This is a genomic window from Halomarina litorea (genome assembly GCF_024227715.1).
Lineage (GTDB): Archaea > Halobacteriota > Halobacteria > Halobacteriales > Haloarculaceae > Halomarina > Halomarina litorea.
The window spans coordinates 1,963,914-1,985,726 of sequence record NZ_CP100448.1 but is presented as its reverse complement, the minus strand read 5'-3'; the positions used below and the strand labels follow the sequence as shown (position 1 = coordinate 1,985,726).

The window sequence follows — 21,813 nt, the reverse complement described above, 5'->3', positions numbered from 1 at the left end:
CCCCGAGCGTACGGTACAACGCCTGAAAGGGCCGTCACCACCGGTAACCATCGCCCGGTACTGTGACGGCCCTCACACTCCCGAGACGCTCGAACCCGGGGACGTGAGGGCGACGGACCCGGACGTGCGCCGCTGGCCCCGTCGCCGACCTCGGCAATAATTGCCGAATCAGGCGACTCGGCGGAGCCACATCGTCGGGTTGTCGAGTTCGTCGTCGGTCGGGAGGTTCTCCGGACGCTCCCAGACCAGCGCGGCGGTCTTCAGGTCGCGCGCGGCGGCGACGCCCTCGAAGAAGGTCTTGCCGCGCTCGTACTGGCGGCGCTTGCGCCCGAGGCCGAGCAGGCGGCGGAACAGCATCGAGATGGGGCCGGCGTTCTGCCGTCGCTGGTCGAGTTTCCGCCGGAGGTCGGCGTACTCGTCGTCGAAGGTGCGGTCCATCAGCAGCTCCGCGTACCCCTCGACGGCGGTCATAGTCGTGTCTATCTCCTGGAAGTCCGCGCGGTTGAAGCGGGCCGACGAGAGGTCCGCGAGCGTCCGTTCGATGAGCGACTCGAGGTGGTCGGAGAGCCACGGCGCGGCCCCGAACTCGGCGGCGTGGGTCACCTCGTGGAAGGCGATCCAGCGCCGGAAGCGGTCGCGGTCCACGTCGAGCTGGTCGGCGACGCGCTCGATGTTCGGGTGGACGAAGTAGAGGCGGTGGTCGTCGGACTGCGAGAGCAGGAGGGGGTCGTACTGCCCGAGGACGTTGTTCGCGAGGAAGGCGATGGAGAAGGCCATCGACCCGGTGTTGAGCGACCGGGCGATACCCGGGATGACGGACTGGCCGGTGTCGAGCTGGTCGAGGACGCGCCGGAACGTGCCGATGTTGGCGTCGATCCAGTGGTGGCGATGCTGGACCTCGACGGTGTCCGGGAGATCGAAGTCGACGCCGCCGACCGACCGCACCCGGTCGCGGGCGGCCTTCACGTCGTCGGCGTAGCCTGTCCGCTCGGCGTCGGTGAGGTCGAGGTCGCCGCGGGCGGTGACGGCCTTGGCGGCCTCGGCGACGGCCAGCCAGTCGACCGGTCCGTCGCCCGAGGCGTCGGTGACCGCACGCGCCGCGCGATAGAAGCTCATACGAGTGTCAGGCGTGAGCCGTCCAAAGGCCTTCCGGCTACCGTTCCCGTTCCGCCGTCGCGCCCGTGTCGGCCGCCTCTACCTCGATGTCCGTGGCGTCCTTGGACTCGGACCCGCGGCGCTTGACGATGGCCGTCACGAGGATGAGAAAGAGGAGGCCGACGACGGCGGCGACGGCGCCCTTCCGCGAGGAATCGTCGGTCGACTCGCGGTCGAACTCGTACTCCTCGTCCCCGTCCTCGTTCTCGGCGTCGATGTCGAACTCCTCGTCGAACCCGAAGCGGCCCTCGGCCTCGAACTCCCCGGCCTCGCGGTCCTCGTCCTTGTCGTCGCCTCCGCCGAGCTTTCGCTTGAGGACGAACGCGACCCCGCCGAGGGCGGCGAGGCCGACGACGACGAGGCCGCCGAGGAGCTTCCAGTTCCTGCCGCCCTCGTCGTCGTCTTCGTGGTAGGCCTCGCCCTCGTGGTAGTGGCCGAAGGGGGCGACGAACTTCGTCCCCGAGAGGTCGACTTCGAACAGGGTGATGTCTGGCATGGACGACCAATCGCTCGGCGTGCATTTAGCGGTTTGGCTGCGGTCGGTGGACGGCGACGCGACAGCGCCTTGCCCCCGCCGGCCTTCCTCGCGCCGTGGAGCGACTCCTCCTCGTGCGCCACGGCGAGTCGCCGTGGAACCGGACCGGGCGCGTCAGCGGGTGGGCACCCATCGGGCTGACCGACCGGGGGCGCGAGCAGGCGACCCGGGTGGGCCGGCACATCGCGGCGCGCTACGACGTCGACCGTCTCTACGCCTCCGACCTCCGGCGGGCGACGCTCACCGCGCGGGCCATCGCCGACTGTCTCGGCACCGCCCACGACGACATCCGCCCGGAACCGGGGTGGCGCGAACGCGACTTCGGGGTGTACCAGGGCCTCACGGACGAGGAGGTGGCCGAGGCCGACCCGGACCTCGCCGCGCGCTACCGGCGCGGTGAGGTTCCGGAGTCCGAACGGCCGCCGTCGGGCGAGAGCACCGCCGAGTTCCGCGACCGGGTCCTGCAGGGGTGGCGAGCGCTGACCGACGACCCCGCCGGAACCGTCGTCCTCGTGACCCGCACCGCGCCAATCGTCGTCCTCCTCTCGACGGTCCGGGGCATCGGCCCGCAGGACGGGTTCGACGACCACGCCCCGGCGAACTGCTCGCTCACGGAGGTGACGTGGGACGGGACGGCCCGAGAGGCGACGGTGGTCCGCGAGAACGAGACGGGCGTCCTGTAGACCGACGGCCGTCCCGCCTGCGGTACGCTGGCCGGACGCCGGATCACCCGTTGAGCGGGCGAGCCGTGGTTCCGAGCGGTGTCCCGGTGGTATTAAGACGACGGGAAGAGGCGACAACGTATGGCCGGCCGACCGCTCGACGTTCTGGAGGAATCGCTCGGTAAGGAGGTCACGGTGAACCTCAAGGGTGGCGAGGTGTTCTCGGGGTCGCTCTCCGGGTACGACCAGCACATGAACCTCGTCATCGAGGAAGGGGAAGACGTAACGATTATCCGCGGCGATAACGTCGTCTCGATAACCCCATGACTGGCGCAGGAACCCCATCTCAAGGCAAGAAGAACAAGACGACCCACGTGAAGTGCCGCCGCTGTGGCGAGAAATCCTACCACATCAAGAAGAAGGCGTGTGCGTCCTGTGGCTTCGGCAAGACGGCCAAGCGTCGCGAGTACGCCTGGCAGTCGAAGACCGGCGACCACTGAATCGTCCCTCGCGCTCTCTCTCCGTTCTCCACACTCCGTAGCGGTGCGTCCGCGTCGGGTCGCCGTTCTGCCGACAGTCGCCGGCGTCGTCCACACTCTCCGAGATATACACGAACGTGAATACTTCGGGACGGGCGTGGGAGACTATCGACAGGATGGTGGAGTTTTTACGCTAGGCACTCCCAGCCTCTCGCATGACTGACGGGCGGTTCGACGGCCCGACGGAGAAGTGCGGAGTCGTGGGCGTGTCCCTCGCGGACCGGGACGCCTCGCGGCCCCTCTACTACGCCCTGTACGCCCTCCAGCACCGGGGCCAGGAGTCCGCCGGCATCGTCACGCACGACGGGTTCCAGCAGTACGACCACGTCGGGATGGGTCTGGTCGGCGACGCCTTCGACGAGGCCGACCTCGACGGTCTCCGGGGGAGCGTCGGCATCGGGCACGTCCGCTACCCGACGGCGGGGAGCGTCGACGCCTCCTGCGCTCAGCCGTTCTCCGTCTCGTTCAAGAGCGGATCGCTCGGCCTCTCGCACAACGGGAACCTCGTCAACGCAGACGAGGTGCGCGACTCGCTGGAAGAACGGGGCCACGCGTTCACGAGTGACGGCGACACGGAGGTCATCGCCCACGACCTCGCACGAAACCTCCTCGACGGCGACCTCATTCGGGCGGTCCGCCGGACGATGGACCGCATCCACGGGTCGTACGCCCTGACCATCACCCACGACGACACCGTCGTCGGCGTGCGCGACCCGGAGGGCAACCGCCCGCTGTGTATCGGGGAACTGGAGGATGGCTACGTCCTCGCCAGCGAGAGCGCCGCCATCGACACGCTGGACGGCGAACTCGTCCGGGACGTGCGACCGGGCGAACTCGTCGTCCTCGAACCCGACGGCTCCGGGTTCGAGTCCTACCAACTGGTCGACCGCGAGAACACCGCCCACTGCTTCTTCGAACACGTCTACTTCGCCCGCCCGGACTCCATCATCGACGGGGAACTGGTCTACGAGGTGCGCCGCGAACTCGGTCGCCTGCTCTGGGAGGAGTCGGGCGTCGACTCCGACGTCGTGATGCCCGTCCCCGACTCGGGACGCGCGTTCGCCTCGGGGTACGCCGAAGCCGCACAGGAAGAAGACGCGAGCGTCGAGTTCGCCGAGGGCCTGATGAAGAACCGCTACGTCGGCCGGACGTTCATCATGCCGACGCAGGACGCCCGCGAACGGGCCGTCCGCCTGAAGCTCAACCCCATCCGGTCGACCGTCGAGGGGAAGTCGGTGACCATCATCGACGACTCCATCGTGCGCGGGACCACCTCGAACCAACTCGTCGCCCTCCTCCGCGAGGCGGGAGCCGAGGAGGTCCACATGCGCATCGGCGCGCCGCCCATCGTCGCCCCCTGCTACATGGGCATCGACATGGCCTCGCGCGAGGAACTCATCGCGGCGAACCAGTCGGTCGAGGACATCCGCGAGACCATCGGCGCGGACTCGCTGTCGTATCTCTCCATCGACGCCGTCGCACAGGCCCTCGACTCCGCGCGCACGGACCTCTGTCTGGGCTGTGTCACCGGCGAGTACCCCTACGACATCGACGGGGAACCGACAGACCGCGACGTGGAACGACCCGTCATCGGGCCGTCCGCCAGCGCGGGCGACTGACACCGCGTCCGGTGGGGCTTTGCCGTCGGGCGCGTCACTCGGTGTGTGAACCAGACGACGCGCCGGACCTGTTACGCCTGCGGCGCGACCCACGACACCACCGCAGCCCGCTGTGACTGCGGCGAACCGCTCTGGATAGCGACGCCGACCGACGGGTTCTGGGACGACTGGCCCGCGGGCGGCCCCGACTCGATGTGGCGCTACCGGGACCTGCTGGCCGTCGACCCGCCGACGGGACTCGCGGGCGCGGCGGGCGGCACCCCGCTGGTCCGGACCCCCCCACTCGACCACGGCGGAGTGCGCGTCCACGTCAAGTACGAGGGCGCGAACCCGACGGGGAGTTTCAAGGACCGAGGGAGCGCCGTCGGCGTCGCGGCCGCCCTCGACGACGGCGCACCCGCCGTCGGCACCGTCTCGCACGGGAACATGGCGCGGAGCGTCGCCGCCCACGCCGCCAGTACCAGCACCCCCGCCGTCGTCCTCGTCCCCGCCGACATCCCCGAATCGCGCCTCGCGCCCATCGCGCGCTACGGACCGACGGTCCTGCGAGTCGACGGCGACTACGGCCGCCTCTACGACCGGTCGCTCGAACTCGGGGCGGACCTCGGCGTCCCGTTCCTCAACTCCGACGTGCCTCTGCGCGTCGAAGGCCAGAAGACGCTCGCCTACGAAGTGTGCGAGACGTTCGCGCCCGAGGTCCCCGACGCCGTAATCCTCCCGGTCAGCAGCGGCGGGAACGCCAGCGCGGTCTGGAAGGGCCTCCGGGACCTCGAAGGGGCGGGACGAATCGACCGCCTCCCGCGCCTCTATTTCGTCCAGACGGCCGCCTGCGCCCCCATCGCCGAGGCATTCGACCGCGGCGACGATGCGGTCGAACGGGTCGAACGGGTGGGGGAGACCATCGCGTACTCCATCGCGAACGCCGACCCACCGAGCGGGACCCGTGCGCTCGCGGCCGCCCGCGACACCGGCGGGGCCGTCCTCGCCGTGGACGACGACGCCATCCGGACGGCACAGCGCCGACTCGCCCGCGAGGCCGGCCTCGCCGTCGAACCCGCCGGGGCGACGCCGCTGGCGGCCCTCTCCCAACTGCGTGAGACGGGGAACGTCGAGGAGGGCGAGGACGTGGTCCTCGTCGGGACGGGAACGGAGGTGGCCGGCGGCGAGGTGGCCCCGGAGGACGTCGCGATCGTCGGGATGGACGGCCTCCGTGAGCGAGTCGAGGACCTGTTGGCGTCGGAGTGAACAGTACCCTCCCGCTCAGTCTCCCTCGCCCGACCCGCCGTTCGACGACGCGAACCTGACGACGGTCTCGCCGTCGTCGTCTTCACAGGTCGTCTCGTAGAACCCCGAGTCGAGACAGTCGGCGGCGAGAACGGCCACCTGTCTCCCACCGACGGAGAAGACGACGGACTCGCCTCGCTCGCTTGGCGTCCCCGGTTCGTCGGGCCCCGGTTCCGGTTTCGACCCGCCGCCCGCCTCCCAGAGGGTGTCCCGGTAGTCGGCGAGGCCCGCGCCGTCCTTCGGCTGGTCGGGGATGTTCCGCGCGCCGGCCTCGAACGCCCGCATCACCTGCTCGGGCGGGAGGCCCCCGCGGGCGTCGAGGAGTTTGGCGACCATCCCTGCCACCTCGGGGGCAGCGAACGAGGTGCCCGACGCCTTCACCCAGGGTCCGTCGAGGTCCGTCCCCATCGACGTCCCCTCCGCCCCCGCGAGGCGGTTGTCCTTCCCGATGGCGGCAACGTCCGGGTTGTCCCGGTCCGGGTTGTACGAGGAGAACTCGGCCATCTTCCCCTCGGCGGTACAGGCGCCGACGCTGAAGGCGCGTTCTGCGGTGCCGGGACTCCCCGCTTTCTCGCCGGTGTTGCCCGCCGCCGTCACGTCCCTGACACCCTTCTCGACGAGGCGGTTGTGCACGCGGTCCAGTTGCTTGGTGACCTCCTGGGCGCCCCAGGACATGTTCACCACCTCGTAGCGGTCGGTGTTGTTGTGCAGCCACTCGTAGGCCCGCAGGATGACGTTCGTCTTCGTGCTCCCCTCGCCGCCGAAGATGCGGAGCGCGATGAGGTCAGCGCCGGGCGCGAGGCGCGTTATCTGACCCATCACGGCCGTCCCGTGGCCCACGTCGTCGCCCTTGCCGTCGCCGGTCACGTCGACCTCCTCGACGCGCACGTCGGAGAAGACCGGATGCGAGGAGTCCACGCCGGAGTCCATCGCGACGACGGTGACGCCCTCGCCAGTCGCCCCCCTCCGGGGCACGTCGTGCAGGCGGCGGACGTCCTCGATGGTCGCCACGCCCTCGCCCACGTCGCCGGGTTCGTACAGCGGTTCCACAGTGGTGAGGTCCTCCACGCCGAGGACGCCCGGTGCGTCGAGGGTTCGGGTGTCGCCGTCGAACTCGACGTACGCCGCCGTCAGGTCGTCGTCGAAGCAGTAAGTCTCGAGAACTGTGCACTCCGCCTCGAACAGGACCTCCGGCCGCCGCGAGAGGTAGACGATTTTGTGGGTCATAGTAGCAGACGACGGTGGAGCCGCCGTGCATCACCACACTACCCGCCCCGACGTTAAATCACTACTTACAATTCCGGAAAGGAACCATTTCGGCGCTCGCGGGTTCGATATAGCAGGCTCAACACACATCCCCGCAGGACCGTTGTATCCGTCCATGCCCGAATGCGAGAACTGCGACGCCGTCGTGACCGAGGAGTACGTGAAGGTGTTCGCCCCGCGCGGGATGGACACCGTCCGCGTCTGCCCGCACTGTGAGGACAAACTCCGCGACGGTGCCGACGTCCGGAAGGCGCGCTCGCCGAGACAGTAGCGACCGACCTCCTCTCCTCGCTCGCCGACACCCGATAGGGACGGGTTCGTGACTGACGGGAGAACAGGGCAAGGATTCGAACCCGGTCACTCCGTTCACTCCGTTCGCTCCGCTTCCTGTTCGAATCGTCAGCGTTCACGATTCGCTGCTCACGTATCCGCGAACAGATGCCTCGCATTCGCTCGGCACTGTTCGCCGTGGTTCGCAGCAGAATGCGGTGAGGCTGGGATTCGAACCCAGGAGGCACGAAGGCCACCGGTTTTCAAGACCGGCGCGTTAGGCCAGGCTCCGCCACCTCACCACACCCCCGACTTCCGGCGGGGGCCTCTTTTCGCTGTCGGTCAGCGCGCGATCGACAGGTCGTCGCCCTCGCCCACGACGGTCACCCCGATATCGTCCAGTGCGGCGGCGGTCATCTGGGGGACGATGCGCCCCGCCCGCTGGCGCGCCCGGATGAGGGCGAGTGCGTCCGCGAGGTCGTCGCCCGTCTCAACGACGGGGAGCATCGGCAGGTAGTCCACGTCGTGGCCGGCGTCGAGACCGCGGTCGGTCAGCGTCTCCACCTCGGGGGCGGTGTACGCGGCGTCGAAGTCCACCGTCTCGCGGAAGCCGGCGTAGTACACCCGTCCCCGTGTGGAGGGACCGAGGACGACGGCGCTGGACCGGAGTTTCATCGCCGCGTTGTCGACGTGCGACCGGGCGAGGAACGCGGCGGTGGGTTCGACGACGGCGACGGAGGTGACGCCCTCGCCGTCGAGGAGGTGGGTGGCGGTGTTGCCCGCGCGGCCGGCGAACGTCTCGCCGACCTGCACCTCGAAGCGCGCCTCGTCGGGGTCCGAGAGGGCGTTCCGGACGACCGAACGCACCTCGGCCTCGGCGCTCCCCTCGCCGTCGACGGGGAGGGCGTCGTCGTCGCGGTAGTTGACGAGCAACTCCCCGCCGCTGGTCTCGACGGCCCGACAGACGTCGCCCAGCATGGCGGCGTAGAGGTCTGCGGCCTCCTCGGACGACAGCGGCGAGGAATCGACGAGGTCTGGGAGGACGAGGCCGGGTCGCGGCGGGTCACAGAGGACGGCGACGGTGGTCATACCGACACTCGCGTCCCCGGCGGCTTTATGCTCCCGGCTTCGGAATCACCGGATATGGCACTCTCCCGCACGACGGGCGCGCTCGCGGTGCTCGCCGTCGTCGTCGTTGCCCTCGGCGCACTCGTCTCGGTGCTCGACCTGCTGGGCAGTTCGTACGTCACCCCGTCGGCCGTCGTTCTCGGACTGGTCGCCGCCGTCGCCCTCCTCGGGGCCGCCCTCGGGTCGCGGGCGGCACAGCGACTGGAGAGCGCGTACTGGTGACTCCTCACTCGTCGCCCGTGGGCGGGGGCGACCGACCCGACTGACTCATCTACGCGCGGCCCCTCGTCCCGACGATGACCAGAGCGGCCACCGAGTCGGGCCTGTTCGACGCCGTCGACGCCATCGTCGAGGCCACCTACGACGAGTTCGACGCCGTCCGCGCCGTCCGCCGCGGGAGCACCAACGCCGCGGGCCGGGCGGTCGACGCTCTCCTCAAGCAGAACCGCCTCCTCGACGAGTACGTCGTCCGCCCCGAAATCGAGGGGTTCCGCGAGGACGCCCGGAGACAGGTGAGCGCCATGCTCGACGCCGTGGCGGCGGGCGACCCCGTCGAGACGCGCCGGGAGACCATCCTCGCCGCCGACGCCTACTACGGAAACCTCGGCCCGGAAACGCCCGCCGAAACCCGTGCGGCCGTCGCCGACGCCGTCGTCGGGCGGTTCGAGCGCGCTGGCGAGACGGTCGAACCCGTCGTCGCGTCGCCCGAGGAGTCGTTCTGGGACGCGGTGCGGGCGTCGCTCACGGCCGAGGAGGCGCGCACGCTCGTCGCCGCCAACTTCGAGTTCGCCCCCGAGATGCGCCCGTACCGCGAGTGGCTCGACTTCCGGACGGACCTGACCCCGAGTGAACTGCTCGGCGGCCCCCTCGCCGCCCGGTTGCCGACGCTCTCGGTGGACTACACGGACGAGTCGATGCGCGCGATGCGCCGCGCCGAGACGCGGGTCCGCCACGAGTACGACCGCGAGATTGCCCGTCGCTACGGCGACTGATTCGCGGGGCCGCCGTCCCCGTCCGAACCGCCGTCGGTCTCCCACTCGCGGAGGACGCGGCGCTGTATCTTCCCCGTCGTCGTCGTCGGCAGTTCCTCGACGAACTGGATGCGCCGGGGGTACTCGTGTTTGGCCAGTCGCTCGCGCACGAGGTCCTGGAGTTCCTCGCGGAGGGCGGCGTCGCCGCGCACGCCCGCGACGGGTTGGACGAACGCCTTGATGACCTCGCCGCGCGTCTCGTCGGGGACGCCGACGACGCCCACCTGCTCCACGTCCGGGTGTTCGAGGAGGACGCTCTCCACCTCGCCGGGACCGACGCGGTAGCCCGCCGTGATGATGACGTCGTCGTCGCGCGACTTGAACCAGACGTAGCCGTCCTCGTCGCGGTAGCCGAGGTCACCGGTCCGGTGCCACCCGCTCACCGTCGCGTCGGCCGTCTTCTCGGGCTGGTTCCAGTACTCCCGGAAGACGACCGGGTCGCCCTCGCGCCGGACGGCTATCTCGCCCTCCTCGCCCACCGGAACCGCCTCGCCCGTCTCGGGGTCGATGACGCCCACCTCGTGGCCGGGGACGGGTTTCCCCATGCTCCCGGCCCGCGCGGGGAACCACTGCCGACAGTTCGTCACCAGCAGGTTGGCCTCGGTCTGTCCGTACAGTTCGTTGACGGCGGTGCCCGCGAGTTCCTCGTCGGCCCAGTCGAGAATCTCGGGCGTGAGCGGTTCGCCCCCCGAGCAGATGGCCCGGAGCGAGAGGTCGTAGGCGTCGGCGGGGTCCTCGACGTTCATCATCATGCGGATGGCCGTCGGCGGGACGAACGCGTTGGTCACGTCGAACTCGCCCATGAGCCTGAACGCCCGCTGGGGGTCGAACTTCTTCGACGGCGCGCCGAGGACGGGTTGCCCGTAGTGCCACGCCGGGAAGACGAGGTCGCCCAGCGCGCCGATCCACGCCCAGTCGGCGGGTGTCCAGTGGACGCCCGTCACGTCGTGTTCAAAGTACATCGAGAACGCCGGGCAGTGGCCCACCCAGACGCCGTGACCGTGCAGGACGCCCTTCGGCGGTCCGGTCGACCCGCTGGTGTAGATGATGATGGCGGGCGTCTCCGGGTCCGTCTCGACGATGTCGAACGTGTCGTCGTCCGCGAGGACGTCTGCGAAGGCGACGGCCCCGTCCGGGACCTCGCCCGCGTCGTCCACGTCGCCCCCCTCGGTCGCCTCCACGACGTGTTCCAGCGCCTCGCACTCCGGCGCGACGTCGAGGACCGTCGCCGTCCTATCGGGTGCGGTGACGACCACCTCGGCTCCGCCGTCGTCCAGTCGGTAGCGCAGGCCCTCCTCCCCGAAGAGGACCGAGAGGGGAATCGAAATCGCCCCGAGCTTCCAGCACGCGAGGTGCGTGAGGGCGTTCTCGGGTCGCTGGGAGAGGACGACGGCCACCCGGTCGCCCCGCCCGACGCCGCGTTCGGCGAGGCCGTTCGCGAGGCGGTTCGACAGGCGGTCGAGGGCGGCGAAGGAGAAGTGCTCGCGGTTTCCGTCCGGGTACGCCATGTGGAGCGCGGGCTTTCTCGTGTCCTCGTGTTTTCGCAGGAAGTCGTGCGCGAGGTTGTAGTCGGGCGGGAGGTCCCACGAGAACGACTCGCGGGCCGCCTCGTAGGAGGACTCGTCGAGGGTGAGGTGCCACGGCATCGGTCGCGGGTTTTCGCCGTGGTACCAAATAACGTTCCCCGGCAGGGGTCACTCCTCACGCGCCCGCGATTCGCTCCCGCGCCGCCCCTTCGTCTGTCGGTAGTCCCGCCCCAGTTCCCCGCGGACGTGGGCGACGAACGCCGCGCGCTCCGCCTCGTCCGGGTCGGCGACGGTCGGGAGGAGGTCGAACCCCCGCCCTCGTACCGTGGTGGCGTGACACGCCTCGACGTCGAGGGTCGTCGGGTCACGGGTCGTGTGGTCCGCGGCGAGAGCGCGCAGGGCGCGTCCGCCCACGGGGACGAGGAGTTCGGGACTCACCATCCGCACGTCTGCGCTCAGGAAGGCGTCGCAGTTCCGTTCCTCCGAGTCGGTCGGTCCCCGGTCGGGGTGGCGACAGCGCGTGAGGTGGGTGAGGTAGGCGTCGTGGGGTTCGTCCGACGCCTCGTCCCACAGGCCCAGTTCCGCGAGCATCCCGGGGACCTGCGTCCCCTCGAACGGTCCCCCGGAGTCGTCGGCCTCCGAACTCGGCATCTCGCCGACGACCACCACGTCGGCGTCGACGGGGCCGTAGCCGTGGACGACCCGGGAGCGCGTCTCACAGAGGTCGGGGCAGGCGGCGCAGTCCTCGTCCATCCCGAGGGGATTGGCGAGGCGGTCCTGACGGGCGTCCATGTTCGTGGTCGTGCCGGACTACTCCTCGTCCCGTGCGACGTTCTCCGGACTGCGCGGGTGGTAGTCGGTGTCGTACTGGCCGACGTCAGCGTCCAGTCGATCGGGGTTGATGCGCCCGCCGAGCAACATGAAGTCGAGGACGGTGAGGTAGCACATCGCCTCCACGACGGGGACGCCGCGTGGCGGCAGGACGGGGTCGTGACGGCCCACGACCTGAATCTCCTTCTCCTCGCGCGTCTCCCAGTCCACGGTCCGCTGTTTCTTCGGGATGGACGTGGGCGCGTGGAGCGTCACTTCGCCGTAGATGGGTTCGCCCGTCGTGATGCCGCCCTGCAGGCCGCCGTGGTCGTTGGCGACGGGCCGGGGGTCGCCGTCCTCGTCGAACTCCCAGTCCTCGTTTCGCTCGGACCCAGTCACGGAGCGCGCGTCCCGGCCGAGACCGAACTCGAAGGCCGTCGTCGCGGGGACGGCCATGAGCGCCTGTCCCAGGCGCGCCGGGAAGGAGTCGAAACGGGGTGCGCCGAGTCCGCGGGGGACGCCGCGCGCCTCGAAGTAGATGGCCCCGCCGATGGAGTCGCCCTCCTGCTGGTACTGGTCGATACGCTCGCGCATCGCCTCGGCCGTCTCGGGGTGGGCACAGCGCACCTCGTTCTCCTCGGTGTGTTCGAGCATCTCCTCGAAGGTGACCTCGGGGGCCTCGATGTCGCCGATCTGGTTGACGTGGGCTTTCACCTGCACGTCGTACTCGCTCTGCTCGAGGACCTGTCTGGCCACCGCACCCGCCGCGACCCAGTTGACCGTCTCGCGGGCCGAAGAGCGCCCGCCGCCGCCCCAGTTGCGCGTGCCGAACTTCGCGGAGTAGGTGAAGTCGCCGTGACTCGGGCGCGGCGCGGTGACGTACGGTTCGTACTTGCCCGAGCGGGCGTCCTTGTTCTGGACGACCATCCCGATGGGCGTCCCCGTCGTGTAACCGTCCTGAACCCCCGACTGAATCTCGACGTGGTCGGGTTCGCCCCGACTCGTCGTTATCATCGACTGGCCGGGCTTGCGCCGGTCGAGTTCGCGCTGGACCGCCTCGGTGTCGAGTTCGACGCCCGCGGGACAGCCCGAAATCGTGGCCCCCATCGCCTCGCCGTGGCTCTCGCCGTAGGTGGTGACGCGGAAGAGCCGCCCGAACTGATTGCCGTTCATTACCCTCGCTGGGTGGTGCGGGCATTTCAACCTTGCAGAACGCGCAACGCGCCGCCCGACAGCCTCAAGCCGACGGGCACCGCCAACTCCGCCATGAGTGACACGAACGGCGTCAGCGTCGAGCGCCGGCCGCCCGAGGCGATGTTCGCCCTGCTGGGCAACGAGACGCGCCTCGGCATCCTCCGCGCCCTCGTCGAGTCCGACGGTCCCGTCTCGTTCTCCGGCCTGCGCGAACGGGTCGGGGTGCGCGACTCCGGGCAGTTCAACTACCACCTCGGCAAACTCGTCGGGACGTTCGTCAAACAGGACGACGAGGGCTACGAACTCACGCTGGCGGGTCTCCAGCTCGTGGGCGCACTCGTCGCGGGGACCTACACCGCCGTCGCCTCGATGGACCCCATCGAACTCGACGACCCCTGTCCGTCTTGCGGCGGGAACACCCTCCGAGTCACCTACGACGACGAACAGGTCCACGTCCACTGTACCGCCTGCGAGGTATTCCGGAACCAGTTTTCCTTCCCGCCGGGGACCCTCGACCAGTACGACCGCGAGGAACTGCCCGGCGCGTTCGATCGGTGGCTCTGGACGCTCTTCCAGCGCATCACCGCCGGGTTCTGTGCCAACTGCGCCGGACGACTGGCCGGTTCCCTCGACATCGACGAGGACCCGCCGCGCGTCGAGTGGCGCTGCGAGCGCTGTGGTGACCTCGCCAGCACCTCCGCCAGCACGCCCGTCCGCTACCACCCCGCCGCTCAGGGGTTCTTCCACGACCACGGTATTGACCTCGGGATGACCCCGTCGTGGCGGCTCTCATCGCACCTCACCACCGACGAAACTATCGACGGCGAGGCTGTCATCATCGAGGTGACACTCGACGGCGACACGCTGACCGCGCGCGTCGGCTCCGACGGGACCGTCACCGACGTATCGCGTTCCGATCGGTAGTCAGGTCACCACGCGCCTTCGAGGACCGCCAGCAGTTCCTCCTCGGTGGCGTCCAGTCCCGCCGGCGCGTTCGCCATGAAGCCGTCCTCGGCGACCACGCGGGCGATTCGGGGAAGGGCGTCCTCCTCCACCTCCTCCAGGTCGCGGAGGCGCGACGGCAGCCCCATCCCGTCGCGGACGTCCGCGACGGCGCTCACGACGCCCTCTGCGGGGTCCTCGTCGTCGCCCACGCCGAGCGATTCGGCGAGCAAATCGCGGCGGCCGTCGACCTGTTCGAAGAGGTAGTCGAGGGCCGGTGGGGCCATCACCGCGTGCGCGACGCCCTGCTGGACGCCCTCCTCGCGCAGGCCGTGGCCGAAGGCGTGAATCAGCGACAGGAGCCCCGGGTCCCGGGTGGCCCGTCCGTACTGGACGGCGACGATTCCCGCGACGGCGTTGTCCATCACCCCCGGAGGCCGGTCGTCGTCGGCGACGTGGGGCAACGAGGGCCGCAGGAGCGCGAGGCCGCGAAGCGACGTCGCGTCGGTCAGCGGGTTCGCGCCGCGGGCGTACAGCGCCTCGATGCCCTTGTCGAAGCCGTTCATCGCCGACCCGACGAGCGCACCCACGGGGGTGGTCTCGAAGAGGTCCGGGTCGTAGAACAGCGCCTCGAGCATCAGGTCGGGGTCGATGTAGCCCGCGCCGAGGGTCGCCTCGCCCTCGCGGAAGGTCACCGACCCGACCGTCGAGAGGTCGGCGCCCGCGAGCGTCGTCGGCACGGCGACGAGGGGGACGAAGTCGGCGTCGGGGATGGGGAGACGCCCCTGTTCCTCGGCCGCCTCCCTGACCTCGTCGTAGCTCCGCCCGTCGGCGTGAAGCGCCCGCATCGCGCGAGCCACGTCGATGCTGCTCCCGCCGCCGACCGCGACGAGTGCGTCCGCGCCGTGGTCGGCCATCGCCTCGCGCCCCTCGAAGGCGCAGCGGGCGTTCTTGTCGGGGGCCGTGCCGTCGAAGATGCCGACGAGTCGGTCGCCGAGGCCCTCTCTGATGGGGTCCATCGTCCCCCTGTTCGCGCCGACGTTCGACCCGCAGACGACCAGCGCGCGGTCCGCGCCGAGATTCGCGAGGGCCTCCGAGAGGTCCGCGACGCACCCCCGGCCGAAGGCGATGCGCCCGGCCACGTTGTCGTACTCGAAACCGCCGATTGGGTCCATGGTGATTCGAGGACGCCCGGTCGCGGGTTAACAGTTGGCGTGCCGGGCGACGCGGCTACGCCGAAGGACGACCTAGAGGGAACATGGCATCCGACACGCGGACCCGCACGCGCCGGGACCGCCTCGCCGACACCTTCTGGGAGCGCCACTCGAACCCGTGGAGCGGGTGGACGCGCTTGGCGACCGGTCCCGTCCTCCTGTACGCCCTCTACCGCCGGGACTGGCGACTGCTGGCGGCGGCCATCGGTTACACCGCCGTCAATCCCGTCCTCTTTCCGAGGCCCGACAGCCCCGACGCGTGGATGAGTCGCGGGGTCCTCGCCGAACGCGAGTGGCTCCGGGCGGGAAACGGAACGGTGAGTTTCTCCTACCCGAACGTCCTCAACCTGCTGAACCTGCCCGTTTCGGGGTACGCGCTCTGGGCCGCGATTCGGAAGCGCCCCCTCGGGACGGTTCTGGGGACGTTCGGCCTGATGGGCCTGAAGCTGTGGTGGATTGCGGAAATCGTTCGGCGGACGGAGGCGGAGGCCGAGTAGCCTACTCCTCCCAGTGGACCTCGGCCCCGACGTCCGCGAGGACCTCGAAGAACCCGGGGAACGAGACGTCGACGTGTTCGGCCCCCTCGACGGTGGTGGTCCCCTCGGCGACGAGGCCCGCGACGGCCAGCGACATGACGATGCGGTGGTCGTCGTACCCTTCCACTTCGGCTCCCCGAAGCTCCGAGTCGCCGCCGTGGACGGTCAGCGAGTCCTGTTCCTCCGTGACGCGCGCGCCCATCTTCTCCAGTTCGGTCGCCATCGCGCTCACGCGGTCGGTCTCCTTGTAGCGGACGTGTTCGGCGTTGACGATGCGCGTCTCGCCGTCGGCGGCCGCCCCGAGGGTGGCGATGGTCGGCAGGAGGTCCGGCGTGTCGCCCACGTCCACTTCGACGCCCGTGAGGCCGGAGCGCTCGACGGTGATGACGCCGTCCTCCCGGTCCCACTCGATGGCCGCGCCCATCCGTTCGAGGACGTCGACGATGGCCGAGTCGCCCTGCGCGCTCGGGTAGACTCCTCGGACCTCGAAGGGGCCGTCGGCGGCGAGGACGCCCATCGCGAGCAGGTACGACGACGAGGAGAAGTCGCCGGGGACGGTGTACTCGCCGCCCTCGGGGTCGTAGGACTGCCCGCCGGGGACGGTGAACCCCGCGTCGGTGTGCTCGGTCTCCACGCCGAAGTCGGCGAGGACCTCGCGGGTTATCTCGACGTACGGCGCGCTCTTGAGTTCGGTCTCCAGTTCGACGTCGATGCCCTCCGGGGTCACCGCGCCGGCCATCAACAGGGCGGTGATGTACTGCGAGGAGACGTCGCCCGGAATCGACACCCGGCCGCCGTCGATTGCGCCGCCGACGACGAGGGGGGCCTGCCCGTTCCCCCGCGTGCTCTCGGCGCGCCCACCCAGTTGCTCGATCGCGTCGAGGAGGGGTCCCTGCGGTCGGGAGCGAAGCGACCCGTCGCCCGTGAGGACGGTGAGGCCGTCGCCGAGGGCGGCCGTCCCGGTGACGAGGCGCATCGTGGTTCCACTGTTGGCGCAGTCGATGACGTCGTCGGGGACGTCGGGCCTGCCGTCGAAGCCCTCGACGGTGAGGCGGCTGTCGTCGGCCGACCGCTCGACACCGCCGCCGTAGGCCTCCACCGCCCGCATCGTCGCCTTCGTGTCGGCGCTGACGAGCGGTCGGTGCACCGTCGCCCCCTCGGCGTACCCGGCCGCGAGGATGGCCCGGTGGGTGTAGCTCTTCGACGGGGGGACGCGTGCGCTCCCCGAGACAGACGACTGCGAGACGTGGACGTCCATGCGACGGCCTCCGGAGGGGCCGGCAATCAGGGTTCCGGACGGCGCAGCGTTGGCCTGCTACGAGGGACCCGTCGGCGGTCAGACCGCCTGCCGGACGAGGTAGGTGTCGGTGTACTGCTCGAAGCGGGCGAGCTTCCCGTCTCTCATCGTCAGGACGTGGGCGAAGGGCGCCTCGAAGCGCCTGTCCGTCGTCGCGTGGGTCCCCCTGTACGTCCCCGTGACGACGACGACGTCGCCGCCGTCGACGAACCGCTCGGTGACGACGTGGAACTCGGTCCAGTCCTCGGCGAGCGGCGTGAAGACGTGGTCGACGACGGACTCCGGTCCGATGTACGTCCCGCCGTAGGGCGCCCCCTCCGCCTCGATCCAGGTGACGTCCTCGGTCATCCCCTCGGTGACCGACTCGAAGTTCCCCCTCGCGAACGCGCGGTAGAGCGCCTCCGCGCGTTCGACGTTCGACTGTGTGGCGACTCCGGACATGGCTGTTCACCTGACGGGAGGGCGTTTCCGGGATTAACGGTTTCTGCAGCGCTCCGAGAACGTCACGCGGTCGGGTCCGGACGGTAAGCTTTCGCCCCGTGCACCCGTTCCGACCACATGCGCGTCCACTTCGAGGGGAGGGCCTTCGACTACCAGACGCTCCGGGCGCTCTCGGCGACCACCTTCGGCGGGGCCGAACCCGGCGAGGTGCTCGTCACCGCCGAGCGAATCCCGGAGGGTGACACCGAGGCGTGGCACCGCGAGTGGGGGCAGACTGCCCGACGGGTCGAGGAGGCCGCCGCGACCGCCCGTGAGGGGAATCACGGCCGGACCGCCCGGAGCGCTCTCCTGCGCGCGCACACCTACTACCGGACGGCGGAGTTCTTCCTCGCGCCGGACGATCCGCGACGCCTGCCGACCTACGAACGCTCCCGCGAGGCGTTCCGCGCCGCACTCGACCTGTCCGACGTGGCGGTCCGAACCCTGCAGGTCCCGTACGAGGACACCACCCTTCCGGGCTACCTGCTCACCCCGCCGGGACGCGACGGTCCCCGACCCACTGTCGTCTGCCTCGGCGGGTTCGACTCGCTGGGCGAGGAGCTGTACTTCCTCTGTGGCGTGCCCGAGGCGCTCGCTCGGGGGTACGCCGTCTGCCTGTTCGAGGGGCCGGGACAGGGCGCGCCGCTCCGGTACGAGGGGCTGACCGCCCGCCCCGACTGGGAGTACGTCGTGGGACCGGTCCTCGACGTCCTCGACGTCGAGGACGGTGTCGATTCGGAGCGTCTCGCCCTCCTCGGCGTCAGCTTCGGCGGCTACTACGCCCCCCGCGCCGCGGCGTTCGACGACCGAATCGCCGCTTGCGTCGCCTTCGACCACATGCACGACCTCTGGGGTGCCTCGGCGTTCGAGACGCCGTGGCTCGCCCGCGCGCTCCTGTCCGTCCCCGACGCGGTGGTGAACGCGTTCGCGGGGCTCGCCACGCGCTCCAGCGTCGAGGCGCGCTGGCTCATGACGAACTCGCGGTGGGTGTTCGGCGTCGACTCGGCGGCAGAACTCCAGCGGGTCTTGCGCGAGTATTCGCTGGTCGACGTGGCGGGAGCGGTGACCTGCCCCACGCTGGTGCTCGCGGGCGAGGACGACCACTTCGTCCCGGTGGGGATGGCCCGCGAGTTCGCGGACCTGCTGGGTGGGCCGACGACTGTGCGGGTGTTCGAGACGGAAGAGGGCGCGGGCGAACACTGTCAGGTGGGAAACCTGCGACTCGCGGTCGATACGATCTACGACTGGCTCGACGGGATGTTGTGAGTGTGGGTTCGTGGCCGTGTGAACCCTGGGGACCGGACTGAGAGACGGAGAGCGTGAGTCTATCAGACAGAAGAACAACCACTTGCTGTTCTGTCAGTTTCAGCGTGCTGCATACAGAGTGCGAATGCAGCACTGTTCTCGACGAGACTATGGAAAAAGCAGATCGATTGCTGTAGGCGATATAGGAACCGATCGGTACGGGGATTTTCTCTGGCGGTTCATACAACTACAACACCGATCGACTCTGACACCCGGGATTATCCTTCGTCTGTCTCGTGCGTGGCTTCACTGAATACCGTGTTCGTCAGCCACTCCTCCGCTCTGCGGAGCCGGTACCGAAGTGTCGATTTCGGAAGGTCGAGTGCAGCAGCCACGTCACCCAGCGATGCTTCTCGCGGAGTTCCGTAGTACCCGCACTCGACAGCTGCCTCGATGGCCCGCCGCTGGTCGGACGGGAGGTTCTTCTGTGAGAGATCTGCGCTCGGCCAGGCCGACGGGGACCCAACTTGGCTCAGCGAGATATCGACGCCCTTCGGGAGCCCGTCCTGTAGCTGGTCGAAAATCTCACCGCCCTTCGTTTCACCTGGGAGTAGGACCCGCCACTCGTACACGTTCTCGCGCCGTCGTGCATCGAACAGCGCCCCATTCCCGACGGTCTGGGTTGTGAAGAAGGGGATCGAGTGGCAGTACCTCCCGCCGGACGTATACGCGTAGACGAGCCGACTTTCGTCTCCCTCCGCGACCACCTCGTACTCCCCCTCGATAGTGCAACCGGGATGCTCCCCGAGACACTCGTTGCACACCGAGTGATCCGTCATCACACGCTCTACTTCGTTGAGTGCGTCTTCTGGCCCGACTAACCGGTCGACGCGCCAGAGTCCTGCACTCGATCCGGCAATCCGGAGTGCACGGCCGACGAGATCTGGATACGAGATGAACACGTCCATGAGGGAATCAGCTCCTCGTTCGTATCGGGCTGCGAAAACAAATTCGCGCATATACAACATATACCTCGCCTCTCCAAATCACTTCGGGAGGTTTGAGGGGGTTCCTGCCTGGTTGTTACGTATACGCGAACAAAGAATCACGGGGTTCTCTGCCGAACAGCGTGGCGTGAACGACCCGGATACCCGCAACCTCGAAGTAGAACTCCCCATCGATGTAGCCGAGCGACTGGAAGATGGCGATGACCCGGTCGCGGAAACGCTCGCGGCTCTCGCGAGGAGTCATGTACAGATGCAAGACTCCATCAGGGCCTATACGGACCGGCACGATGAGGGGGCAGGCCCCGACTCGAACCCGTTAGAGACGAATCCACCGATTGCAGAGTTACTCGGATTTCAATTGGAGTCGGCCGGAGACGGCGAAGCCGTCGTGACGCTCGATCCTGGGCCAGAACACGCTAATCCGATGGGAACGCTTCACGGTGGTGTTCTCTGTGACATTGGTGACTTGGCGATGGGGGCCGCCTACGCGAGTCGACTCGACGACGACGAATCGTTCACGACACTCGAATTGGACGTCAAGTTCCGGCGGCCCGTCTGGGAGCAGCCGCTCACTGCGACGGGACAGGTCATGGATGCAGGACGAACCGTGGGGCTGGTCACGTGTGATGTCACCGGACCGGACGGGGAACTCGTCGCCCACCTCCAGAGCGTCTGTCTGACGTTACGAGGCGAAGCCGCTGCAGGCCGATGAGCGAGGACTCAGCGTCTGTCCAGTCGGGGGTGCAATCGACCCTCTCTGCGATGTGGACGGACCCATACTACCGTCGGTGGGTGGGGTGGGCCGCCCTGTCTCTCGCGTTTCTCTTCGTTGGGCTTCATCGTACCTCGATGGGCGTACTCGCGGAAGCCCTCGTACGGTCGTTCGCGACGACCGGTACTGAGTTAGGACTCCTCCACTCGTCGTTTTTCTATCTCTATGCGGCGCTCCAACTTCCCGCGGGGATTATCACCGATTACGCCGGGTCACGAAAGACGGCAGTCTATGGCACGCTCGTCATGAGTGTCGGAGCACTGGTGTTCGCTGTCAGTCCCACGTTTCCGGTTGCATTCGCTGCGAGGGCACTCATCGGACTCGGTGCAAGCGTGCTGTATCTGGCGGTACTCCGATTCTGTGCGAACTGGTTTCGAGCGAACGCATTTGCGACGTTGTCCGGGCTGACGCTCACCGTCGGTGCGCTGGGTGGAATACTCGCAACGACTCCGTTGGCGATGGCCGTGAGTCGAATCGGATGGCGCGAATCAATATTTGGAATCGGAGTTGCCGGGGGGCTCACCGCGATGTTCGTGTATACTGCGGTTCGTAACACTCCGAGGGATGCCGGACTGTCCCAAATCGATGGCGTCCCGCCTGCCCCCACCCAGAGCAGTGCCGACATCAAATCGAATCTCTCTCACGTCCTCCGGACGCCCGTGACGTGGCTCCTCGGACTGTTCCTATTCTGTGGAATCGGTGTGGATTTCACTATCTTCGGTCTCTGGGGAATCCCGTACCTCGTGCAGTCGTATGGTCTGACTGTCACCGTCGCCTCATCCTATATTCTCGTCGCTGGAATTGGCTGGATGCTCGGGCCGATGGTCTTTGGCGTCGTCTCGGACCGGTTGGAAACGCGAATGCCGTTGGTTCTCGGTGCAGTCATAACCGTCACTTTCGTTTGGGTGATGTTCGCCGTGTTCGGGACTGTAAACCTCCTCGTAGTCGGGGCGCTGTTCTTCACCGCACGGTTCATGGGTGGTGGTGGAGCGCTTACATTCACCGTTATCAAAGAGCGGTTCGATCCGGCCGCCGCTGGGACTGCCATTGGAGCGATAAACTCGATGGGCTGGTTCGGTGCGGCAGTCTTTCCGGTACTGTTCGGGGCCATGCTCGATGCATTCTGGACGGGAGAAACGATCAACGGAGCGCGTGTCTACACGGAGACTGGATACAGAATCGGATTTGCGCTTGCGGCTGGTGCTACAGTTCTCATGGTAGTGTGTGCGTTCTGGGCCATACAGCGACTCGATAGCTGATCGATAGTCCTCACGACATCCTGAGCAGGGTCCATCGGACAT

General features: G+C 68.6%; 24 protein-coding genes and 1 tRNA gene. 13 read left to right on the top strand and 12 right to left on the bottom strand.

From position 1 onward, the window contains the following. Positions 1-168 precede the first annotated feature (168 nt). Positions 169-1,116: a zinc-dependent metalloprotease gene (locus NKG96_RS10865; RefSeq protein ID WP_254534954.1), complete on the bottom strand. Its 948-nt coding sequence runs from the start codon at positions 1,114-1,116 to the stop codon at positions 169-171. Positions 1,117-1,153: 37 nt separating this feature from the next. Further along, a complete protein-coding gene (locus NKG96_RS10860; RefSeq protein ID WP_254534953.1) occupies positions 1,154-1,651 on the bottom strand; it encodes a hypothetical protein in 498 nt (165 codons plus the stop codon). A 95-nt stretch (positions 1,652-1,746) separates the two neighbouring features. Here NKG96_RS10860 and NKG96_RS10855 point away from each other — a divergent pair, with 95 nt between their 5' ends. The 5 genes from NKG96_RS10855 to thrC all read left to right on the top strand — a co-directional run bounded on the left by NKG96_RS10855 (position 1,747) and on the right by thrC (position 5,755). Next, on the top strand, positions 1,747-2,373 hold the full coding sequence (locus NKG96_RS10855; protein WP_254534952.1) for a histidine phosphatase family protein: 627 nt from the start codon (positions 1,747-1,749) through the stop codon (positions 2,371-2,373). 120 nt (positions 2,374-2,493) lie between these two features. Continuing rightward, complete coding sequence (locus NKG96_RS10850; protein WP_254534951.1) at positions 2,494-2,679, top strand: LSM domain-containing protein; 186 nt, start codon at positions 2,494-2,496, stop codon at positions 2,677-2,679. After that, complete coding sequence (locus NKG96_RS10845) at positions 2,676-2,852, top strand: 50S ribosomal protein L37e (RefSeq protein WP_254534950.1); 177 nt, start codon at positions 2,676-2,678, stop codon at positions 2,850-2,852. Before NKG96_RS10850 ends, NKG96_RS10845 begins: the two co-directional genes overlap by 4 nt. 194 nt (positions 2,853-3,046) lie before the next feature. Then, complete coding sequence (purF, locus tag NKG96_RS10840; RefSeq protein WP_254534949.1) at positions 3,047-4,510, top strand: amidophosphoribosyltransferase; 1,464 nt, start codon at positions 3,047-3,049, stop codon at positions 4,508-4,510. A 45-nt stretch (positions 4,511-4,555) separates the two neighbouring features. Further along, positions 4,556-5,755: a threonine synthase gene (thrC, locus tag NKG96_RS10835; RefSeq protein ID WP_254534948.1), complete on the top strand. Its 1,200-nt coding sequence runs from the start codon at positions 4,556-4,558 to the stop codon at positions 5,753-5,755. A gap of 15 nt (positions 5,756-5,770) precedes the next feature. Here the strand turns inward: thrC and NKG96_RS10830 are convergent, their stop codons facing one another. Further along, positions 5,771-7,021, bottom strand: coding sequence for a S8 family peptidase (locus NKG96_RS10830; RefSeq protein WP_254534947.1), 1,251 nt, complete (start codon positions 7,019-7,021; stop codon positions 5,771-5,773). Between the two features lie 154 nt (positions 7,022-7,175). Between NKG96_RS10830 and NKG96_RS10825 the strand changes: the two genes are divergently transcribed. Then, a complete protein-coding gene (locus NKG96_RS10825; protein WP_254534946.1) occupies positions 7,176-7,331 on the top strand; it encodes a DUF7563 family protein in 156 nt (51 codons plus the stop codon). A gap of 215 nt (positions 7,332-7,546) precedes the next feature. Here the strand turns inward: NKG96_RS10825 and NKG96_RS10820 are convergent. After that, a tRNA-Ser gene (locus NKG96_RS10820) sits at positions 7,547-7,632 on the bottom strand. Positions 7,633-7,672: 40 nt separating this feature from the next. After that, a complete protein-coding gene (locus NKG96_RS10815) occupies positions 7,673-8,419 on the bottom strand; it encodes a hypothetical protein (RefSeq protein ID WP_254534945.1) in 747 nt (248 codons plus the stop codon). A gap of 54 nt (positions 8,420-8,473) precedes the next feature. Here NKG96_RS10815 and NKG96_RS10810 point away from each other — a divergent pair, with 54 nt between their 5' ends. Then, positions 8,474-8,680, top strand: coding sequence for a hypothetical protein (locus NKG96_RS10810; RefSeq protein ID WP_254534944.1), 207 nt, complete (start codon positions 8,474-8,476; stop codon positions 8,678-8,680). 74 nt (positions 8,681-8,754) lie between these two features. Then, a complete protein-coding gene (locus NKG96_RS10805) occupies positions 8,755-9,450 on the top strand; it encodes a hypothetical protein (RefSeq protein ID WP_254534943.1) in 696 nt (231 codons plus the stop codon). Here NKG96_RS10805 and NKG96_RS10800 read toward each other — a convergent pair. From NKG96_RS10800 to aroC, 3 genes are read right to left on the bottom strand one after another with little or no spacing between them, the layout of a single operon-like run. After that, positions 9,438-11,135 carry an acetate--CoA ligase gene (locus NKG96_RS10800; RefSeq protein WP_254534942.1) on the bottom strand — a complete coding sequence of 566 codons (1,698 nt, stop codon included), beginning with the start codon at positions 11,133-11,135 and terminating at the stop codon, positions 9,438-9,440. The genes NKG96_RS10805 and NKG96_RS10800 overlap by 13 nt on opposite strands. Before the next feature lie 48 nt (positions 11,136-11,183). Continuing rightward, entirely contained in the window at positions 11,184-11,807 is a 624-nt protein-coding gene (locus tag NKG96_RS10795) for a uracil-DNA glycosylase (protein WP_254534941.1), read from the bottom strand. 18 nt (positions 11,808-11,825) lie between these two features. Beyond that, positions 11,826-12,998: a chorismate synthase gene (gene aroC, locus NKG96_RS10790; RefSeq protein ID WP_254534940.1), complete on the bottom strand. Its 1,173-nt coding sequence runs from the start codon at positions 12,996-12,998 to the stop codon at positions 11,826-11,828. A 93-nt stretch (positions 12,999-13,091) separates the two neighbouring features. Here aroC and NKG96_RS10785 point away from each other — a divergent pair, with 93 nt between their 5' ends. Next, positions 13,092-13,943: a winged helix-turn-helix domain-containing protein gene (locus NKG96_RS10785; RefSeq protein WP_254534939.1), complete on the top strand. Its 852-nt coding sequence runs from the start codon at positions 13,092-13,094 to the stop codon at positions 13,941-13,943. A gap of 5 nt (positions 13,944-13,948) precedes the next feature. On the opposite strand, the gene NKG96_RS10780 is transcribed toward NKG96_RS10785, so the two are convergent. Next, a complete protein-coding gene (locus NKG96_RS10780) occupies positions 13,949-15,136 on the bottom strand; it encodes an iron-containing alcohol dehydrogenase family protein (protein ID WP_254534938.1) in 1,188 nt (395 codons plus the stop codon). Between the two features lie 83 nt (positions 15,137-15,219). On the opposite strand from NKG96_RS10780, the gene NKG96_RS10775 reads away from it, so the two are divergent. Beyond that, positions 15,220-15,672, top strand: coding sequence for a DUF6653 family protein (locus tag NKG96_RS10775; RefSeq protein WP_254534937.1), 453 nt, complete (start codon positions 15,220-15,222; stop codon positions 15,670-15,672). A 1-nt stretch (position 15,673) separates the two neighbouring features. On the opposite strand, the gene aroA is transcribed toward NKG96_RS10775, so the two are convergent. Both aroA and NKG96_RS10765 read right to left on the bottom strand, forming a co-directional pair. Next, positions 15,674-16,969 carry a 3-phosphoshikimate 1-carboxyvinyltransferase gene (gene aroA / locus NKG96_RS10770; protein WP_254534936.1) on the bottom strand — a complete coding sequence of 432 codons (1,296 nt, stop codon included), beginning with the start codon at positions 16,967-16,969 and terminating at the stop codon, positions 15,674-15,676. 78 nt (positions 16,970-17,047) lie between these two features. After that, positions 17,048-17,449, bottom strand: coding sequence for a nuclear transport factor 2 family protein (locus tag NKG96_RS10765; RefSeq protein ID WP_254534935.1), 402 nt, complete (start codon positions 17,447-17,449; stop codon positions 17,048-17,050). 117 nt (positions 17,450-17,566) lie between these two features. On the opposite strand from NKG96_RS10765, the gene NKG96_RS10760 reads away from it, so the two are divergent. After that, positions 17,567-18,754, top strand: a complete 1,188-nt coding sequence (locus NKG96_RS10760; RefSeq protein ID WP_254534934.1) for an alpha/beta hydrolase family protein — start codon at positions 17,567-17,569, stop codon at positions 18,752-18,754. Between the two features lie 257 nt (positions 18,755-19,011). On the opposite strand, the gene NKG96_RS10755 is transcribed toward NKG96_RS10760, so the two are convergent. After that, entirely contained in the window at positions 19,012-19,752 is a 741-nt protein-coding gene (locus NKG96_RS10755; RefSeq protein ID WP_438267350.1) for a helix-turn-helix domain-containing protein, read from the bottom strand. 115 nt (positions 19,753-19,867) lie between these two features. Between NKG96_RS10755 and NKG96_RS10750 the strand changes: the two genes are divergently transcribed. Both NKG96_RS10750 and NKG96_RS10745 read left to right on the top strand, forming a co-directional pair. After that, positions 19,868-20,452: a PaaI family thioesterase gene (locus NKG96_RS10750; protein WP_254534932.1), complete on the top strand. Its 585-nt coding sequence runs from the start codon at positions 19,868-19,870 to the stop codon at positions 20,450-20,452. Continuing rightward, positions 20,449-21,771 (top strand): MFS transporter, encoded by a 1,323-nt coding sequence (locus tag NKG96_RS10745; RefSeq protein WP_438267349.1) that lies wholly within the window; start codon positions 20,449-20,451, stop codon positions 21,769-21,771. The genes NKG96_RS10750 and NKG96_RS10745 overlap by 4 nt, the downstream gene beginning before the upstream one ends. Positions 21,772-21,813 lie beyond the last annotated feature (42 nt).

What these genes read in the sequence shown, in the direction of transcription:
- NKG96_RS10810 (WP_254534944.1), top strand. Translation starts at nt 8,474, where the DNA reads ATGGCACTCTCCCGCACGACGGGCGCGCTCGCGGTGCTCGCCGTCGTC.
- NKG96_RS10805 (WP_254534943.1), top strand. Translation starts at nt 8,755, where the DNA reads ATGACCAGAGCGGCCACCGAGTCGGGCCTGTTCGACGCCGTCGACGCC.
- NKG96_RS10780 (WP_254534938.1), bottom strand. Translation starts at nt 15,136, where the DNA reads ATGGACCCAATCGGCGGTTTCGAGTACGACAACGTGGCCGGGCGCATC.
- NKG96_RS10815 (WP_254534945.1), bottom strand. Translation starts at nt 8,419, where the DNA reads ATGACCACCGTCGCCGTCCTCTGTGACCCGCCGCGACCCGGCCTCGTC.
- NKG96_RS10795 (WP_254534941.1), bottom strand. Translation starts at nt 11,807, where the DNA reads ATGGACGCCCGTCAGGACCGCCTCGCCAATCCCCTCGGGATGGACGAG.
- NKG96_RS10760 (WP_254534934.1), top strand. Translation starts at nt 17,567, where the DNA reads ATGCGCGTCCACTTCGAGGGGAGGGCCTTCGACTACCAGACGCTCCGG.
- NKG96_RS10845 (WP_254534950.1), top strand. Translation starts at nt 2,676, where the DNA reads ATGACTGGCGCAGGAACCCCATCTCAAGGCAAGAAGAACAAGACGACC.
- NKG96_RS10865 (WP_254534954.1), bottom strand. Translation starts at nt 1,116, where the DNA reads ATGAGCTTCTATCGCGCGGCGCGTGCGGTCACCGACGCCTCGGGCGAC.
- NKG96_RS10775 (WP_254534937.1), top strand. Translation starts at nt 15,220, where the DNA reads ATGGCATCCGACACGCGGACCCGCACGCGCCGGGACCGCCTCGCCGAC.
- NKG96_RS10850 (WP_254534951.1), top strand. Translation starts at nt 2,494, where the DNA reads ATGGCCGGCCGACCGCTCGACGTTCTGGAGGAATCGCTCGGTAAGGAG.
- NKG96_RS10830 (WP_254534947.1), bottom strand. Translation starts at nt 7,021, where the DNA reads ATGACCCACAAAATCGTCTACCTCTCGCGGCGGCCGGAGGTCCTGTTC.
- NKG96_RS10800 (WP_254534942.1), bottom strand. Translation starts at nt 11,135, where the DNA reads ATGCCGTGGCACCTCACCCTCGACGAGTCCTCCTACGAGGCGGCCCGC.
- NKG96_RS10825 (WP_254534946.1), top strand. Translation starts at nt 7,176, where the DNA reads ATGCCCGAATGCGAGAACTGCGACGCCGTCGTGACCGAGGAGTACGTG.
- NKG96_RS10765 (WP_254534935.1), bottom strand. Translation starts at nt 17,449, where the DNA reads ATGTCCGGAGTCGCCACACAGTCGAACGTCGAACGCGCGGAGGCGCTC.
- aroC (WP_254534940.1), bottom strand. Translation starts at nt 12,998, where the DNA reads ATGAACGGCAATCAGTTCGGGCGGCTCTTCCGCGTCACCACCTACGGC.
- NKG96_RS10860 (WP_254534953.1), bottom strand. Translation starts at nt 1,651, where the DNA reads ATGCCAGACATCACCCTGTTCGAAGTCGACCTCTCGGGGACGAAGTTC.
- NKG96_RS10785 (WP_254534939.1), top strand. Translation starts at nt 13,092, where the DNA reads ATGAGTGACACGAACGGCGTCAGCGTCGAGCGCCGGCCGCCCGAGGCG.
- NKG96_RS10755 (WP_438267350.1), bottom strand. Translation starts at nt 19,752, where the DNA reads ATGCGCGAATTTGTTTTCGCAGCCCGATACGAACGAGGAGCTGATTCC.
- aroA (WP_254534936.1), bottom strand. Translation starts at nt 16,969, where the DNA reads ATGGACGTCCACGTCTCGCAGTCGTCTGTCTCGGGGAGCGCACGCGTC.
- purF (WP_254534949.1), top strand. Translation starts at nt 3,047, where the DNA reads ATGACTGACGGGCGGTTCGACGGCCCGACGGAGAAGTGCGGAGTCGTG.
- NKG96_RS10745 (WP_438267349.1), top strand. Translation starts at nt 20,449, where the DNA reads ATGAGCGAGGACTCAGCGTCTGTCCAGTCGGGGGTGCAATCGACCCTC.